At 73.7% G+C, this 17,108-nt stretch carries 14 protein-coding genes and 1 tRNA gene; 2 read left to right on the plus strand and 13 right to left on the minus strand.

The genetic code is table 11. The features are described 5' to 3' along the window. Positions 1-44: 44 nt before the first annotated feature. The 8 genes from ACWGL3_RS23430 to ACWGL3_RS23465 form a co-directional block, all read right to left on the minus strand. Positions 45-644, minus strand: a complete 600-nt coding sequence (locus ACWGL3_RS23430; RefSeq protein WP_267946988.1) for a GNAT family N-acetyltransferase — start codon at positions 642-644, stop codon at positions 45-47. 183 nt (positions 645-827) lie between these two features. Further along, positions 828-2,327 (minus strand): alanine/glycine:cation symporter family protein, encoded by a 1,500-nt coding sequence (locus ACWGL3_RS23435; RefSeq protein WP_267946989.1) that lies wholly within the window; start codon positions 2,325-2,327, stop codon positions 828-830. 126 nt (positions 2,328-2,453) lie between these two features. Beyond that, on the minus strand, positions 2,454-2,741 hold the full coding sequence (locus tag ACWGL3_RS23440) for a GNAT family N-acetyltransferase (RefSeq protein ID WP_267946990.1): 288 nt from the start codon (positions 2,739-2,741) through the stop codon (positions 2,454-2,456). 212 nt (positions 2,742-2,953) lie between these two features. Further along, the gene (locus ACWGL3_RS23445; protein WP_267946991.1) at positions 2,954-3,892 is read right to left on the minus strand and encodes a DUF5996 family protein; all 939 of its coding nucleotides are present in this window, start codon (positions 3,890-3,892) and stop codon (positions 2,954-2,956) included. An 80-nt stretch (positions 3,893-3,972) separates the two neighbouring features. Then, positions 3,973-4,725: a respiratory nitrate reductase subunit gamma gene (gene narI, locus ACWGL3_RS23450; protein WP_267946992.1), complete on the minus strand. Its 753-nt coding sequence runs from the start codon at positions 4,723-4,725 to the stop codon at positions 3,973-3,975. Then, entirely contained in the window at positions 4,722-5,600 is an 879-nt protein-coding gene (gene narJ, locus ACWGL3_RS23455) for a nitrate reductase molybdenum cofactor assembly chaperone (protein ID WP_267946993.1), read from the minus strand. The genes narI and narJ overlap by 4 nt, the downstream gene beginning before the upstream one ends. Continuing rightward, on the minus strand, positions 5,597-7,405 hold the full coding sequence (gene narH / locus ACWGL3_RS23460) for a nitrate reductase subunit beta (RefSeq protein WP_431061470.1): 1,809 nt from the start codon (positions 7,403-7,405) through the stop codon (positions 5,597-5,599). The genes narJ and narH overlap by 4 nt, the downstream gene beginning before the upstream one ends. Continuing rightward, a complete protein-coding gene (locus ACWGL3_RS23465; protein ID WP_267946994.1) occupies positions 7,405-11,085 on the minus strand; it encodes a nitrate reductase subunit alpha in 3,681 nt (1,226 codons plus the stop codon). The genes narH and ACWGL3_RS23465 overlap by 1 nt, the downstream gene beginning before the upstream one ends. A 195-nt stretch (positions 11,086-11,280) precedes the next feature. Here ACWGL3_RS23465 and ACWGL3_RS23470 point away from each other — a divergent pair, with 195 nt between their 5' ends. After that, positions 11,281-12,477, plus strand: coding sequence for an MFS transporter (locus ACWGL3_RS23470; RefSeq protein ID WP_267946995.1), 1,197 nt, complete (start codon positions 11,281-11,283; stop codon positions 12,475-12,477). A 175-nt stretch (positions 12,478-12,652) separates the two neighbouring features. Here ACWGL3_RS23470 and ACWGL3_RS23475 read toward each other — a convergent pair whose 3' ends face one another. Beyond that, positions 12,653-13,465, minus strand: a complete 813-nt coding sequence (locus ACWGL3_RS23475; protein ID WP_267946996.1) for an rRNA methyltransferase — start codon at positions 13,463-13,465, stop codon at positions 12,653-12,655. A 336-nt stretch (positions 13,466-13,801) separates the two neighbouring features. Continuing rightward, a tRNA-Asp gene (locus ACWGL3_RS23480) sits at positions 13,802-13,876 on the minus strand. Positions 13,877-13,983: 107 nt separating this feature from the next. Between ACWGL3_RS23480 and ACWGL3_RS23485 the strand changes: the two genes are divergently transcribed. Then, positions 13,984-14,391 (plus strand): RNA-binding S4 domain-containing protein, encoded by a 408-nt coding sequence (locus ACWGL3_RS23485; RefSeq protein WP_267946997.1) that lies wholly within the window; start codon positions 13,984-13,986, stop codon positions 14,389-14,391. Positions 14,392-14,533: 142 nt separating this feature from the next. Here ACWGL3_RS23485 and ACWGL3_RS23490 read toward each other — a convergent pair whose 3' ends face one another. The 3 genes from ACWGL3_RS23490 to ACWGL3_RS23500 form a co-directional block, all read right to left on the minus strand. After that, entirely contained in the window at positions 14,534-15,088 is a 555-nt protein-coding gene (locus tag ACWGL3_RS23490; protein WP_267946998.1) for a hypothetical protein, read from the minus strand. A 188-nt stretch (positions 15,089-15,276) separates the two neighbouring features. Then, positions 15,277-16,074 (minus strand): alpha/beta fold hydrolase, encoded by a 798-nt coding sequence (locus ACWGL3_RS23495; RefSeq protein ID WP_378554956.1) that lies wholly within the window; start codon positions 16,072-16,074, stop codon positions 15,277-15,279. A gap of 98 nt (positions 16,075-16,172) precedes the next feature. After that, positions 16,173-16,979 carry a nucleotidyltransferase domain-containing protein gene (locus ACWGL3_RS23500; protein WP_267947000.1) on the minus strand — a complete coding sequence of 269 codons (807 nt, stop codon included), beginning with the start codon at positions 16,977-16,979 and terminating at the stop codon, positions 16,173-16,175. Positions 16,980-17,108 lie beyond the last annotated feature (129 nt).

Below are 17,108 nucleotides of genomic sequence, written 5' to 3' on the forward strand. Positions count from 1 at the left end.
CCCTCCCCCCGTTCCCGGCCGGACGGGCCGGGAACGGGCGGGGGCTACTCGGTCTTCAGCTCCAACCGGGCGACCACGCGCTCGCTGAGGTGGTGGCCGCTCAGCGTGAAGCCGGCCCGCTGGAACATCTCCACGGTCCCCGTGTAGACCTCGGCGCTGGGGGCCCGGCCGCCCACCGTGTCCACCGGGTAGGCCTCCAGGACGCGCGCGCCGCCGGCGCGGGCGTACTCGACCGCCCCGTCCAGCAGGCGGCTGCCCAGGCCCCGCCGACGCCGGCGGGGCGGCAGCCAGAAGCAGACCAGCGCCCAGACCCCCGGCTCCGTGGGGTCGGCGGGGCGCAGGGAGCGCGACCGGGCCAGCCGGATGAAGTCGTCGCGCGGAGCCACGGACACCCAGCCGCACGGCCCCTCCTCGTCGTAGGCGAGGAGGCCGGGCACCTTGCCGTCCAGGGTCAGGCGGCGCAGTTCCTCCTTGTTGTCCACGCCGCGCATGGAGCGCTCACAGGATGTGCTCGCCGTGTGGTCCTTGGCCCGCCGGCGGAAGAACGTGCACCAACAGTGCCCGTACGCCCCGGTCGGTCCGAAAAGGTTCTCCAGGTCATCCCACCGCTCGGCGGTGGCGGGCTCGATTGAGACGATGGACATCGGACTCCCTCGACGAGACACACTGGCCGCCACAACTGTGATCCAGCACACTAGCGATTATTCGCCGTGACCGAAAGAACACAGATGCCCCCCATCGAACACTTTCTGGTTATTCGTGGAGAAACGCCCCCGTGTGCGTGGCCGGAGGACGGGCCCGCCCCCGTCCCGCCCCCGGCCGCCGGCTCACGCCGGCGAGCGCTCGGACTCGTCCGGCCGCAGCGCGTCCTCGGGCCCCCAGCACTCCACCCCCCGCAGGTCCGGCATCCGGTCGCGGGTGAAGACCGGGTCGATCCCCTCGCGCCGCTGTCCGACGTAGTCCTTGAGCAGGCGTGCGGCGACCGCCGTGAGCGGCACGAGCGCCAGGAGGTTGACCAGCGCCATCAGGCCCATGGTCGTGTCCGCCAGCGTCCAGATGAGGTCGATCGAGCCGAGCGCCCCCAGGAAGGTCGCCGTCAGGAAGACCAGCTTGTAGCCGAACAGGACCCTCTCGTTCGTGGTCAGGTACTCCAGGTTGGACTCGCCGTAGTAGTAGTTGCCGAGCACCGAGGTGAACGCGACCAGGAAGATGATCAGCGTCATCAGGTGCAGCGCCCACGGACCGAGCGCCGCCTGGAGGGCGAACTGGGTCAGGTCGCCCTCCAACTGCCCGTCACCGGTGCCCGGGTTGCCGAGCAGGATGATGAACGCCGTGACCGAGCAGACGACGAGGGTGTCCAGGTAGACCCCGAGCGTCTGGACCAGCCCCTGCTTGACCGGGTGGGAGACCGCGGCGCTGGCCGCCGCGACGGGGGCCGATCCCAGGCCCGCCTCGTTGGAGAACATGCCCCGGCGCACGCCCTGGATGATCACGACGCCCAGGCCCGCCGCGGCGAACTCCCGCACCCCGAAGGCGTGCTGGAAGATGAGGGCGACCATGCCCGGGACGGCCTCCCAGTTGAGCGCCATGACGACGAGGCCGAGCAGCACGTACAGCGCGGCGAAGAACGGGATGAGCGCCTGGGCGGTGTTGGCGATCCTCCGGACCCCGCCGAAGATCACCAGCGCGGTGAGGACGACGAGCAGCACGCCGATGAGCGCGGACATCCACAGGCCGGTGCCGCTGCCCAGGTCCTCGGCGGAGTTCGCGATGGTGTTGGTGATCGTGTTGCTCTGCACCGCGTTGAAGACCAGCGGGAACGTCACGATGAGCGTGAGGGCGAAGAGGACGCCCGCCCACTTCTGACCCAGCCCCCGCTCGATGTAGTAGGCGGGCCCGCCCCGGTACCCCGCCGGGTCGCGGACCTTGTAGAGCTGGGCGACCGTGGACTCCACGAAACTCGCGGCGCACACCACGACCGCCATCGCCCACATCCAGAAGACGGCGCCGGGGCCGCCCAGGGAGATCGCGATGGACACCCCGATGATGTTGCCCGTGCCGATGCGGGCCGCGGCCGAGATCATGAACGCCTGGAGCGAGGAGACGGCCCTCTTGCCGTCGGGGGCGATCTCGGGCCTGCTCCGCAGGACCCGGAACATCTCCGGGAGCATGCGGATCTGGACGACCCCGGTCCTGACCGTGATGTACAGGCTGACCGCCACCAGCAGCGGGATCAGGATCCAGGACCAGAAGAACTCGTCGTTGAAGGCGGCGACGGCGTCGGTGAGGCGCGCGTCGAGGGGTTGTGCTGCGTCTGCGGATATCACGGGGGACGGGGCTCCTTCGCTCCGAAAGGGACAACCGCTCCCACCTACCCGTGAAGTGCACCGAATCACCGCCGGGGGCGCACACCGGCGCGATGGTGATGATTCCGTTACTGCACGTGCTCCGTGTCAGCCCTTGTGGACGAGGTCCGCGTAGCCCCGGTTCTTCCCGATGTAGGCCCGCGCGAAGGGGCAGATCGGCACGACCTTCAGACCGCGCTCGCGGATGTCGTCCAGGGACTCCCTCATGAGCGCGCTGGCCACGCCCCTGCCCTCGAAGGCCGGGTCGACCTCCACGTGGGGCAGGGCGTACACGCCCTCGTCGATCAGGTGGTAGGCGGAGAAGCCCACCACCTCCCCGTCCGCGCTGACCTCGTAGCGCGAGCGCTCCGGCACGTCGACGACCGTCAGGTCCATGACACTCCCCCGCCTCCTGCGTCCGCGCACGCCGTGTGCGCGTGATGGGTGGGCCCTGGGGCCACGTTCCCACACCTACCCACCACGCACACCCCGGGCCCCGTCCCCGACCCCCGGGCGCGGGACGCGGGGCGCCGGGCGCCGGGGGTTCTGGGAGAACGTGGACCCGGCCTCCCGCACCCCCTGCGGGGGCGCGGGACGCGGGGCGGGACTCAGCGGCCGGCGAGGTACGGGTCGGTGATCCCCCGCGGGCAGGCCAGCGCGTCCAGGTCCCAGCCGGCGAGCCCGGCGCCCGCCCGGTAGGCGCTCTCCAGGAACTCCAGGACGGTGGCGCGCGGGTCCGGCGACTTGCGCGCGTCGGCGTAGCGCAGCAGCGCCAGGTGCCCCTGGCCGCTGCTCACCCACTCCGCGGAGGGGGGGTCGAGCCTCCGGTCCGTGAGCCCGTCCGGCTCGGGCGCCGTGTAGGAGTAGAAGCAGGGCTCCGGGATCTTGTCGTCGCCGAACCAGAAGCCGAAGCTCACCACCTCCCGCGAGTACGCCTCGCGCACCAGCTGCCCTGCCTCCCGGGGCTGGGGGACGGGGTGCGGGGAGAAGCGCGTGACGGCGATGTCGAACGTGTGCCAGAAGTGGTGCACCGGGCTGGTCTTGCCCGAGAAGCCGGCGGCGAACTCCTCCAGGACCAGGGCGACCTGGCTCAGCACCTGCCAGTAGCGGGTGGCGTGCTCGGGCACGTAGGCGGCGTGCTCGCGGTCCTCCGTGAACGGCCGCCCGGTGTCGGGCAGGTCGAACGGGGTCGCGTGCGGGATGCTGCCGTCCACGCCGAGGCTGTCCAGCGCCGACTGGAGCCCGAGGTAGAACGACGCCACGCTGTGCCCCTGGAGCGGGAAGGACGCGGTCCGCCCGTCCAGGTTCGCCGCGACCAGCCGGTGCCCGACGAAGTCGAAGTCGACGGTGAAGACGGGGTTGCCGTCCACGAGACCCATGGGGCGGGTGGTGATGCCGCGCCCCGTGACGTGGAAGGGGACGTTCCACCAGTGGTTGCGGCGCGGGCTGTGCTGCAGTCGGACCTTGCCGACGACCTGCTCGAAGCGGTGCAGGGTCTGCTTGGTGTCGTACCACGAGTCGAGCGGGATGGCTGGGAACAGCTCCACGGACTCTCTCCTTCTCTCCTTGGTGGGTGGCGTACACGGCCGGACCTGCGGACCGGGACCGGTCCCCGGCCGTGCGGGGCTCACCAGCCCCGGCGTGTGGACCGCTCGGACCGGCCGGCGCCGGCCGTGTGCCGGTCCCGCGTGCGGTAGACGACGTAGGGGCGGAACAGGTAGCCGACCGGCGCGCTGAACGCGTGCACCAGCCGCGTGAACGGCAGCAGCGCGAACAGTGCCAGGCCCGTCAGCGCGTGCAGCTTGTACGGGGCCTCGGCGGCGGCCATCGCCGCGACGTCCGGCTGCAGGATCCAGATCGAGCGGAACCACGGGGAGACCGTCCGCCGGTAGTCCTGGGTGTGCCCGCCCGCCAGCTCGACCCCGGCGAAGTACGCGGTCATGCCCAGCCCGGTGAGGATCGCCAGGACCAGCACGAGGTACATGAGCTTGTCGTTGCGGGTGGTGGCGCTGAAGACCGGGCCCGTGGTGCGCCGCCGCCAGATCAGCAGGGCGATCCCGCCGAGCGTGCACACCCCCGCGACCAGGCCCAGGCCCAGCGCGGTGACGTGGTAGAGGGCGTCGGACACACCGAGCGCCCGGGTCCACCCCTCGGGCACCAGGAGCCCCACCACGTGGCCGAGGACGACGAAGAGCAGGCCTGCGTGGAACAGCGGGCTGCCGATGCGCAGCAGCCGCGACTCGTACAGCTCGGACGAGCGGGTGGTCCAGCCGAACCGGTCGTACCGGTACCGCCAGACCAGCCCGCCCACCGCGGTCACGAGCACCGTGTAGGGCAGGATGCCCCACAGGACCAGGTCGAGCGGCCCGGTACCGTTCACGCCTGTCCCCCGTCGCCGCAGCCGCAGGCGGGCCCCGACGCCCGCGGCGCGGGCACGCCCGGCGCCGGCGGCACGCCGCCCGCCGGCCCCCCGGCGCCCCGGACGGAGACGTCGGTCACCGGCAGCGGGACCCGGACACCGTACGGCTCCAGGCCCACGTCCTCCGCCGGAGGCCCCTCGGCGGCGAGCCGCCGCACCGCCTCCCGGTCGTCCCGCCGCTGCGGCGGCAGGGTCATGCGGACGGCGTCGACGACCCGCGCGTACGGGGTCCCGTGGGCGCGCAGCGCCTCCCACAGCAGGTCCAGGCCCGGACGGAAGCGCAACAGCAGCGCCCCGCCCCTGGCGGCGTCCCCCCTGGCCGCGAACTCCAGGACGACCGCCAGGTGGTCGGGCAGCTCCCCCGCGTTCACCGACCACCCCGACTCGGCGTAGACCCGCTTGATCTCGGCGAGCGCGTGCCCGCGCCGCCGGGTGTCGCCGTCGGTGTAGTAGGTCATGTGGAGGGCCCGGCGCCGGCGCAGGTCGAACACGTCGACGTAGTGCCGGCACAGTTCCAGCTCGGGCGTGCTGGCGGCGTGTTCGCAGAACTCCTGGAGCTCGGTGCGCACGGCGCCCCTGGGCAGCTCCGCGACCGCGCGCGCGACCAGCGGCAGGCGCTCGAAGAAGGCCTGGTCCGGATAGGCCAGGAGGACGGACGCGGCCTGGTGGGTGACCGCGATCCGGTGGGAGCGCCGGGCGGACCGGCCCGCGCCGAGCCAGCCCGGTCCCCGCTGCGCCGGGACCGCGGGGGCGCCCGCCCCCTCGGCGGCCGCGGCCCGGTCCTCCCCGGTCGCGCCGCCCGTGTGCCCGTCCGCCCCGTCGGTGGTGGTGCTCATGACTGACCCCCCTCACGCGGCGCGGAGGCCCCGCCCCCGCCACCGCCGTCGGTGCCGTTGCCGTCCCCGCCCTGCCGGGGCGGGAAGAGTCCGTCGGGACGGCCGTTGCCGTCCCAGTTGAGGAGGTTGACGCGCCCCTCCGCGGGGACCCGCCCCTCCCCCTGCGCGGCCCCGCCGGTCTGGCGGTCCCGCAGGGCGTGGAAGGTCTCCACGGACGCGGCGTCCGGACGGCCGGACGCCTCGCCGAACGGGACGCCCCCCATCCCGCCCATCCCGGGCCCTCCCTCGAAGTCGAGGCCGCACCCGACCTCCTCGATGACCCCCCGGTCGGCCTCGTCCACCCCGTAGGCGGTGGGGACGACGTAGCGGTCGTCGTACTTGGCGAGGGCGAGGAGCCGGTACATGTCCTCGATCTCGGCGCCGGTCATGCCGACGGCCCCGGCGATGTCCTCGTCGCGCTCCTGCCCGAGGTTGATCCGGCGCATGTAGGAGCGCATGGCGGCGAGGCGGCGCAGGACCAGGTCGACGGGCGCGGTGTCCCCCGCCGTGAACAGCTCGGCCAGGTACTCGACCGGGATGCGCAGGGTGTCGATGGCGCCGAACAGGTTGTCGGAGTCCTCCCCGTCGTGCCCGGTGGAGGTGAGGGAGTCCACCACGGGCGACAGCGGCGGGACGTACCAGACCATCGGCATCGTCCGGTACTCCGGGTGCAGCGGCAGCGCCACCCGGAAGCGCTTGGCCAGCGCGTACACCGGTGAGCGGGCGGCGGACTCCACCCAGCGGTCGGGGATGCCGTCCCTGCGCGCGGCGGCGCGCACGGCCGGGTCCGCTGGGTCGAGGAACACGTCCAGCTGGGCGCGGTACAGCTCCTTCTCGTCCTCGACGGCCGCCGCGTCTCCCACCCGCTCCGCGTCGTAGAGGACGACGCCGAGGTAGCGGAGCCTGCCCACGCACGTCTCCGAGCAGATGGTGGGCATGCCCACCTCCACGCGCGGGTAGCAGAACGTGCACTTCTCGGCCTTGCCGGTCTTGTGGTTGAAGTAGATCTTCTTGTACGGGCAGCCGGTGACGCACATGCGCCAGCCCCGGCAGCGGTCCTGGTCGACGAGCACGATGCCGTCCTCGACCCGCTTGTACAGGGCGCCGCTCGGGCAGGACGCCACGCACGTCGGGTTGAGGCAGTGCTCGCAGATGCGCGGCAGGTAGAACATGAAGGTCTCCTCGAAGGAGAACTTCACCCTGTCGCCGAGCTTGCGCACGATCGGGTCGTGCCGGGCCAGCTCCGGCCCGCCCCCGAGGTCGTCGTCCCAGTTGGCGCTCCAGGTGACCTGCATCGGCTCGCCGGTGAGCGCGGAGCGGGGCGAGGCCACCGGGAAGTCGTCCCCCAGGGGCGCGTTGAGGAGGGTGTCGTAGTCGTACGTCCACGGCTCGTAGTAGTCCTGGATCGACGGCATCACGGGGTTCGCGAAGATCGTCGCGAGCCGCTTGATGCGCCCCCCGGCGCGCGGCACCAGGCGGCCCCCGGCCTTGCGGACCCAGCCGCCCCTCCACCTGTCCTGGTCCTGGTAGGTGCGCGGGTAGCCCTGGCCGGGGCGGGTCTCGACGTTGTTGAACCAGGCGTACTCGACGCCGCTGCGGTTGGTCCACGCCTGCTTGCACGTGACCGAGCAGGTGTGGCAGCCGATGCACTTGTCGAGGTTCATGACCATGGCGACCTGGGCCATGACCCGGCCGACGGCCCGTTCCCCCCGGGCGCCGTCGGCCGCCGTCCCCTGCCCGCGGTTCGTGTCCTTCCGGCGTGCCATCAGTACCGCACCTCCGTGGTCCGCTTGCGCACGACGGTGATCTCGTCGCGCTGGTTTCCGGTGGGGCCGAGGTAGTTGAACGCGTAGGACAGCTGGGCGTAGCCGCCGATGAGGTGCGTCGGCTTGACCAGCAGGCGGGTGAGCGAGTTGTGGATGCCGCCGCGCCTCCCCGTCGTCTCCGTCTTCGGGACGTCGATGGTGCGCTCCTGGGCGTGGTGCATGTACACGGTGCCGACGGGCATCCGGTGCGACACCACCAGGCGGGCGGCGACCACGCCGTTGCGGTTGACCGCCTCCACCCAGTCGTTGTCGGCGGCCTCGATGACCGCCGCGTCCTCCACGCTCATCCAGATGGTCGGGCCGCCCCGCGACAGGGTCTGCATGAGCAGGTTGTCCTGGTACTCGGAGTGGATGGACCACTTCGAGTGCGGGGTCAGGTAGCGGACGGTGACCTCGCGCCGCCCGTTCGGGCCGATGCGGGGCTCGCCGAACAGGCGGCTGATGTCGAGCGGGGGGCGGTACACCGGGAGCGCCTCGCCGAACTCGTGCATCCAGTCGTGGTCCAGGTAGAAGTGCTGGCGCCCGGTCAGGGTGTGCCAGGGCTTGTCGTGCTCGACGTTGATCGTGAACGGCGAGTAGCGGCGGTCGGCCGCCTCCTTGCCCGACCACTCGGGGCTGGTGCCCACCGGGGTGGGGCCCCGGCGGGCGTCGTCGAAGACCACGCGGCGCTCGGCGGAGCGGGCGGCCAGCTCGCCCATGTCGGTGCCGGTGCGGGCCGCCAGCCGCTCGAACCCCTGGGCCGCCAGGCGGCCGTTGCTGGTGCCCGACAGGGCGAGGATCGCCTCGCATGCCTTGACGTCGGTGTCGAGGGAGGGCCGCCCGTCGGCGACGCCCCCTCGGACGGCGCCGTTGCGTTCGCGCAGCCACTCCACCTCCTTGTCGGGGGTGAAGGAGACGCCCTTGACCGGGAGCCCCGCGGACTCGGCCAGGGGCCCCAGGGCCGCCATCTTCTGCGCGACCGCCGAGTAGTCGCGGCGCACGGCCACGACGGCGGGCATGGTCCGGCCGGGGACCGGCCGCTCGCCGTCCGCCTTCCAGTCCACCGGGACCCCGTGCGGCTGGGCCAGCTCCCCGGGGGTGTCGTGCTGGTGGGGCACCGCCACCAGGTCGGTGACCTCGCCCAGGTGGTCGGCGGCCAGGGCGCTGAAGGCCCGCGCCAGCGCGTGGAAGGCGTCGAAGTCCGTGCGGGTCTCCCACGGCGGGTCGATCGCCGGGTTGAACGCGTGCACGAACGGGTGCATGTCCGTGGTGGACAGGTCGTGCTTCTCGTACCAGGTGGCGGCGGGCAGGACGATGTCGGACAGCAGCGTCGTGCTGGTCATGCGGAAGTCCATCGACAGCAGCAGGTCGAGCTTGCCCTCCGGGGCCTCCTCGCGCCAGCTGACGTCGCGCGGCCGGTCGTCCGGCCCGGCGGGTTGCGCCCGGAGGTTGGAGTGGGTGCCGAGCAGGTGCTTGAGGAAGTACTCGTTGCCCTTGGCGGAGGAGCCGAACAGGTTGGACCGCCAGACGGTGAGCGTCCTGGGCCAGTTGGCCGGGTCGTCCGGGTCCTCCGCGGCGAAGCGCAGGGTGCCGTCGGCCAGCTGGCCGGCGACGTACTCGCCGGGGTCCTGCCCGAGCTCGTCGGCCTCACGGCCCAGGTCGACCGGGTTGCGGTTGAACGTGGGGTAGGACGGCATCCAGCCCATCCGTGCCGAGGAGGCCACCAGGTCGGCGGTGTGCATGCCGCGCACGCGCCCCGGCCCCAGCGGCGAGGCCAGGGCGTCGGCGCGGTAGGTGTCGTAGCGCCACTGGTCGGTGTGGGTGTACCAGTACGCCGTCCCGGCCATGAAGCGCGGCGGCCTCGACCAGTCCGTACCGGAGGCGTAGGCCGCCCAGCCGGTGGCGGTGCGGCACTTCTCCTGGCCCACGTAGTGCGCCCAGCCGCCGCCGTTGACCCCCTGGCAGCCGGTGAGCAGGAGCAGGGACAGGAAGGCGCGGTAGGCGTTCTCCCCGTGGAACCACTGGTTCGTGCCCGCGCCGAGGATGATCATGGCCCGGCCGCCGGAGGCCTCGGCGGTGTCCGCGAACTCGCGGGCGATGCGGGCCGCCCGGTCGGCCGGCACCCCCGTGAGCGCCTCCTGCCAGGCGGGGGTGCAGCACTCGCCCGGGTCGTCGTAGCCGGTCGGCCAGACGCCGGGCAGGCCGTCGCGGTACACCCCGTACTGGGCGAGGAGCAGGTCGAAGACCGTGGTGACGAGGCGGTCTCCCACCCTGCGGACCGGGACGCCCCGGGTGGCGACCCCGGCGGCGCCGGTGGGGGTGTCGAAGCGGGGCAGGGCGATCTCGGCGGCCTCGCCGCCCACCTCGTAGAAGCTGAGGGCGGGCGTGCGGCCCTCCAGGTCGAGGTTCCACCTCCCCAGGCCCTCCTCGCCCCACCGGTCGCCGACGGTGCCGTGGGGAGCGGCCGGCGCGTCCTCCCCCTCCGCCCAGATCACCGGCTTCCAGTCGGCGTTCTCCCCTCCGCCGGGACCGAGGTCGGCGGCGGTGAGGAACTTGCCGGGCACCAGGCGGCCGTCGCGGCTGTCCAGCGAGACCACGAACGGCAGGTCGGTGTACCGGCGGACGTAGTCCTCGAACCGGGGCGTGGTCCGGTCGACGAACCTCTCCTTGAGGACGACGTGGCCCATGGCCATGGCCAGCGCCCCGTCGGTGCCCGGGTGGGGGGCCAGCCACTCGTCCGCGAACTTGGTGGCGTCGCTGTAGTCGGGGGAGACCACGACGACCTTCTGGCCCCGGTAACGGGCCTCGGCCATCCAGTGCGCGTCGGGGGTCCGGGTGACCGGGACGTTGGAGCCCCACAGCACCAGGTAGGCGGCGTCCCACCAGTCGCCGGACTCGGGGACGTCGGTCTGGTCGCCGAACACCTGCGGCGAGGCCACCGGCAGGTCGGCGTACCAGTCGTAGAACGACAGCATGGAGCCGCCGAGGAGGTTCACGAAGCGGGCGCCCACCCCGTGCGAGACCATCGACATCGCGGGGATCGGGGAGAACCCGGCCACGCGGTCCGGACCGTACCTCCTGATGGTGGACACGTGGGAGGCGGCGGCGATCTCCAGCGCCTCGTCCCACGTGACGCGCACCAGACCGCCCTTGCCGCGCGCCCGCTGGTAGCGGCGGCGCCTGACCGGGTCGGCGGTGATCTCCTCCCAGGCCGCCACGGGGTCGCCCAGGCGTCCGCGCGCCTCCCGGTACATCTCCACGAGGACGCCGCGCGCGTACGGGTAGCGGACCCGGGTCGGAGAATAGGTGTACCAGGAGAAGGCCGCGCCGCGGGGACAGCCCCGCGGCTCGTATTCGGGACGGTCCGGGCCGACGGAGGGATAATCCGTGGCCTGCGTCTCCCAGGTGATGATCCCGTCCTTCACGTACACGTCCCAGGAACACGAACCGGTGCAGTTCACGCCGTGGGTGGAACGCACGACCCTGTCGTGGCTCCAGCGGTCCCTGTAGAAGACGTCGCCCTCTCGTCCGCCGTGCCTGACCTGCGCCCGGACGCCGTCCAGCTGCTCCGCCCGGCTCAGGTGGTTACCCAACCGGAGAAGGGCCTCCCCCGCGCCTCCGCCTTTGCCGTTTTCCGCCATACGGGAGCCACCTCGTTTAACAGCGCATTGCCGAGAATTGCATTTCCACGCGGTTCCGGTGTCCTGTGCCCATGACATTCCGTTAATGAATATGCCTCCTTCGGCGCGGAAGTCACGTATCCCACACCGGAAGGGGTGACAATCACCTCCGAAAGGGACACCGCCGGCCGGATCGACAGGACGTGGGGGACCGCCATGGGAGCGGAAGTCGGGGAGCGGGACACCCGCTCGGGAACGGCGGGCGCCAACCTCGCCCTGGCCACGGCGGCGTTCGCGCTGACCTTCTGGGCCTGGAACCTCGTCGGACCGCTGTCGCGGACCTACACGCAGGAGCTGGACCTGTCGCCCTCGCAGACCTCGCTCCTCGTGGCGTTCCCGGTGCTCGTGGGCTCCCTGGGCCGCATCCCGGTCGGCTCGCTGACCGACCGCTACGGCGGGCGGCTGATGTTCACGGTCATCTGCTTCGTGAGCATCGTGCCGACCTTCCTCGTGGGCGTGTCGTCGGGGTCCTACGCGATGCTGCTGGTCTGGGGCTTCTTCCTCGGGATCGCGGGCACGTCGTTCGCCGTCGGAATCCCGTTCGTGAACGCCTGGTACAGGGCCGGGCGGCGCGGTTTCGCCACGGGCGTGTTCGGGGCGGGCATGGGCGGCACCGCCCTGTCGTCGTTCCTCACCCCCCTCCTCGTCGAGAAGACGGGGGTGCTCACCACCCACCTGCTGATGTGCGCGGCCCTGGCGGCCATGGGCGCGGTGATGTGGGTGTTCAGCCGGAACTCCCCCGCGTGGAGGCCCCGCACGGAGCCGGCCCTGCCGGGGATGCGCGAGGCGCTCAGACTCAAGGCGACGTGGCAGGCGTCCCTGCTGTACGCGGTCGCCTTCGGCGGGTTCGTGGCCTTCTCCACCTATCTGCCGACCCTGCTGACGATGGCGTACGACTACGCGCAGACCGATGCCGGGGTGCGCACCGCCGGTTTCGCGGTCGCCGCCGTGGTCGCCCGGCCGGTCGGCGGCATCCTGTCGGACCGGCTCGGCCCGGTGCGGGTGTGCCTGGCGTCGTTCCTCGGCACGTGCGTGTTCGCGGTCGTGCTGGCCCTGCACCCGCCCGCGGAGTTCCCGGCGGGTGCGGCCTTCGTGCTGATCGCGCTGTCGCTGGGCCTGGGCACGGGCGCCGTGTTCGCTCTGGTCGCGAAGCTGGTCGACCCGTCCAGGGTCGGTACCGTGACCGGGCTCGTGGGTGCGGCCGGGGGTCTGGGCGGCTACTTCCCGCCGCTGCTGATGGGGGTCGTCTACCAGGCGACGGGCGCCTACACGCTGGGCTTCGTCCTGCTGGCCGCGGTCTCGCTGGCGGTGGCCCTGTACACCTCGCGGGCCTTCCGCGGCGTGTCCGCCTGACCCCGGGCCGGGGAGCCCGGCGCGCGGCCCGCGCGGACGGCCCCGGGCCCGGGACCGGTCCGGTCCCCCGCCCCTGACGCGACGCCTCCCGGAGGGGCCGTGCCCGGAGGGCTCGCCTCAGGCGCACGGACCGGGGCCCGGAGGGGCGGCGAGCGGTCGGGGCCCGCCACGGCCGTCAGGGGGCGATGTCCCGGGCGCGGACGAGGGCGGCGGCGCGGTTGCCCACCTTCACGCGCTCCAGGGCCCTGACGCCCTCCGGCAGGGCGACCCGCCTCGTCCTCGCGGTCACCACCACGACGGCGTGCTCGGGCAGTACCCGCCCCAGGGAGGCCAGCATCGCCCGCAGCGGCGCCCCTCCCCCGGCCGATCCGCCGCCTTCGCGGCGGTCGGCCGGCGCGTGCCCGGTACCGCCCCCGTGCCCTGGGGTCCCGGGGCCCCCGTCCTCCGGGACGGCCCCCGCCCAGGAGGTCATCTCGCCGTAGGGCACGTCGGTCACCACCAGGTCCGCCCCCACCGGCTCCCGCAGGGAGAACACGTCCTCGACGACCGCCTCGTGGGGCAGGTCGCCGCCCGTGGCGGACAGCCCTGCGGCGAGGTCGCGGGCGGCCTCGGCGCGCTCGACGAACTCCGGGCGGCCGAAGTCGCGGGCGGAGCGCCGGAGCTCGTCCTCGCGCTCGGCCAGCCCCTCGGCGGAGAGCAGGCGGAGGTTGCGGGCCGCCAGGGCGACGGCGTCCGGGTCCACGTCGCCCGCGCGGACGCGCGTGAGCCGTTCGCGGTGCAGGAAGCCCAGGACCGTGACCAGGTAGCCGCTGCCGCAGCAGGGGTCCCAGAGGCGCACGCGCTCCTCCTTGGTGTGCACCATCGCCCGCTGGAACAGCTCGCTCGCCAGCCGCACCGGGAAGCCCGGGAAACCGGGTGCGGACCGCAGCACCTGCCCGCTCGCCAGAGCCGAGTGGTCGGTCCGCTCGACGGCGTACCGGTAGCTCACAGTGCCCCTGCCCTTCCGTGTCCTGCTTCGTCGGCGCCCCGGCCGCGGTCGCCCGCGGGCGGCCCCGCACCGGTCTCCCCGGCCTCCGCCGCGCTCAACCCGCGCGCGGCGGACGGAACCGCACCGCCCCCGGCGGCACGGCAGGCCCCGGGGACCGGGCACGGCGCCGTGCGCGACCCGGCGTGCGCCTCCCATGTTCTCCGAGCACGGCGGAACACGGCGGGCGGCGCGCCCCGGCCGCTCCCCGGAGGCCGGGCGCGACCCCCGGAGGACCGGATCGCCCGGGGCCCGGGAACGCCGAAGGCCCGGCGTCCTGGGACACCGGGCCTTCTCATGCGGTCCTGACGGGATTTGAACCCGCGGCCTCCACCTTGACAGGGTGGCGAGCACTCCTAACTGCTCCACAGGACCTCGTTGCTGGTACAACTCTAGCGCGGTTTCGGAGTACTTCGTACCGGCTCCCGCCTAGAGTGGCAGGCATCCGCTCCACCACCCCGACGACCCCGAGAGGACCCGGCGTGAACGAGTCACCGGCCCCCCTTCCGCCCGGACCGGACAGCACCCGGGTCGACCGCTGGCTGTGGGCCGTACGCCTGGTCAAGACCCGCGCCGACGCGGCGCAGGCCTGCCGGGGCGGGCACGTGCGCGTCAACGACCGCCCGGCCAAGCCTGCCTCCCCGGTCAAGCCCGGCGACGAGGTGCGGGTCCGCCTGCACGGGACCACGCGGATCGTGGAGGTCGGCCACGTCATCGAGAAGCGCGTCAGCGCCCCGGTCGCCGTCCGCTGCTACGCCGACAACACCCCCGAGGCCCCGCCCGAGGCGAACCTTCCGGTCATCCGCCGGGACCGGGGGGCCGGACGCCCGACCAAGCGCGACCGGCGCGTCCTGGACCGGCTCCGCACGGACTTCCCCCCGCCCGTCTGACGGACGGCCTCCCCCATGCCGTCGGCACTCCTCGCGTCGGGCCGCGAGGCCGACGCCTGCGCCCCCGGCGGGACCGCGGCGGCGGGGGCGACCGGCGGGGCCGGTTCCCCCGGCCCCGCCGCCGAGGCGGCCCGGCGACCACTCAGCGGTCCGGGGAGCGCGAGTCCTTGTGCGCGGCCAGGCGCGCGGACAGCACGAGTACCGCGCAGGCGAACACCGCCGCCGCCAGCCCCGGACCCGCAGCCAGATCGCCGCTGTTCCGGGGCCAGGAGAACAGGAACAGCAGCGGGGACGCCGCCGCGAGGACCTGGACCGTCACGAAGAGGACCCTCGACCAGGTCACGACCGCGCACACCGCGACCGCCAGGAGCACGAGGAGGACCGTGAAGGCCGCGGCGAGGAGCAGGCGCTCGTCCTCGAAGGACGCCGCCAGCACGTCCCATCCCGTGGCGGACGCGCGCACCCCGTACATGCTGGGAACGCCCTCGTCGCTGATGTCGTACGCGTACGGGACCTCCTCCCGGGCCCAGGGCAGGGACAGCGAGAGGAACAGGGCGACGGCCCCGGCCGCGGAACCCGCCGCGGCCGTCCGCGCCCTGGACTCCGCGGCGGAGGACTCCCGCGCCCTGATCTCCAGTCGGGTCACGCGCCTTCTCAGCTGTTCCGTCTCCGAGGGCTTCCCGGCGTCGTCCGGCATGGATGGTCCTCCTGGGGTGGGGTGGGGTGGGGGCGGGGGTGGTGGGGGGTGGTGCGGGAGAAGGCGGGGCGGGGCCCGGGCCGGGCCCGCTGGACCCGCGGCGGACACCGCGGCACGGGTCCGGCCGACCGGCGGACGGGAGCGTCCGGCGGCGAGGGGGCACAGCCGCGGCGCGGCGGGCGTTCCGGCTAGAGCGGGTGGCCCGCCAGGAAGTCGAGGACCTCGCGGGTGGCCTTCGGCCCGTCCTCGTGCAGGTAGCCGTGGCGCATCCCCGGCAGCACCAGCAGGCGAGCGCCGGGGATCCTCCCGGCCAGGAGGGCGGCGTTGCCGACCGGGGTCAGCTCGTCGTCCTCGCCGTGCACGACGAGGGTCGGCGCCTGGATGCCCGGCAGCAGGTCCCGGCCGTCGTAGCCGGTGCTCGCGCCGAAGTGCAGGCGCTGGGCGCGCAGGGGGCCGTGCGGAAGGATGCCGGTGACGGCCTCGGGATGGGCGGACGCCCACGCGGGCGAGTAGAACAGCTCGGCGATCGCGTCCCGCCCGGCCGCGGTGTTGGCCCGGCGCAGCGCCAGGGTGGCCGAAGCCGGGCGCTCCACCTCGTCGGCCCCGCCCGGACCGGTGGAGCCCAGGACGAGCGCGCCGACGCGGTCCGGCGCCGCGGACGCGAACACCTGGGCGACCTTCCCGCCCATGGAGAACCCGTAGACGTGCGCCCTCGGGATCTCCAGGGCGTCCAGGACGGCCAGGGCGTCCTCGGCGAACAGCTCCAAGGTGTAGGGCTCGCCCAGGGGCGCGTCGCTGCCTCCGGTGCCCCGGAAGTCCACCCGTACGACCCGGTGCCCGGCCGCCAGCCCGGCGCGGACGCCCTCCCACATCCCGTGGTCGAGGGACTGCCCGTTGAGGAGCAGGAGGGGGTCGCCCTCACCGAGGGTGTCGTACCAGATGCGGGTTCCGTCCGCCGCGGTCACATGGCTCACGGGTCCGGACACTACCCGATGACGTGCGCGGGGGCCGTGTCACGTGTCACCCGGGGGCGGGGGCCCGAGAGACGCGGGAAACGCTCCGGGTCGCGGTCGGCGCCCGCCGCTCAGGGGCGGGGGGCCTTCTCCCCGTGGACCGCCCGGTACTCGGCCGCGAGCCAGGGTCCCAGGTCCTCGATCAGCTCCTCCAGCACCTCCGGGTCGCCCGAGGGGGCACGGCCCTCCGCGACCGCCGCCCGCATCTGCCCGAGGCGGTCGGGACGGTAGCGGCCGAAGATCTCGGCGGACTCGTCGAGGTCGCTGGTCCAGCCGCCCCAGAGGGGCATGACCAGGGTGAAGCCGGTGCGGACCAGGCGGCGGCCGACGCCGCGTCCGAGCCCCGCGCGCTCGGCCGCGGTCTCCGCCCGCCCGGCACGCTCCCGCCAGCGGGGCAGCACCAGGTGCAGGTCCCCGTTGGTCTCGCGCGCCAGCAGGGACGTGGGGCGGTAGCGCGGCAGCCGGTCCGCGAGGTCCTCGCCGAGCAGGGGCGTGCACAGGCAGGCGAGGAAGAAACCGAAGTCGTGCCGTTCGAGCTCGCTGAGCGCGTCGCGGACCGACCCCAGCAGGACGCCCACCCCGTCGACCTCGCCGAAGGCGGCGTCGAGGCCGGCCTCCATCTCCCCGGCCGCCTCCCGCTGCTCCCCGGTCACGGCGTCGCGGAACACCAGTTGCAGGTCGAGGTCGGAGGTCCCGGGGACCGCGGTGCCCCGGGGGACGCTTCCGTAGAGGTAGGCGCTGTGCAGCGCGTCGCCGAACAAACCGGCGATCCGGGCGCGGGCGGCCTCCACCACGGGCGCGAAGGCCGGCCCGACCCGCGCGAGCGAGCCCTCGCGCGCGATCGCGCCGTCCGTGTCCAGTCCCCGGCCGTCGTCCATGGACGCACTGTGCCGTATCCGGGCGGACGCCGCGACCGCATTTCCCCGACGCCTCCGGCGCGCCCCGCGCACGGCCCCCTGCCGGGGCCCGGCCCGTGCCGGTCGGCGGTCCGCGCCGACGGCCGGCCC

It is taken from the genome of Nocardiopsis sp. NPDC055824 (assembly GCF_053616335.1).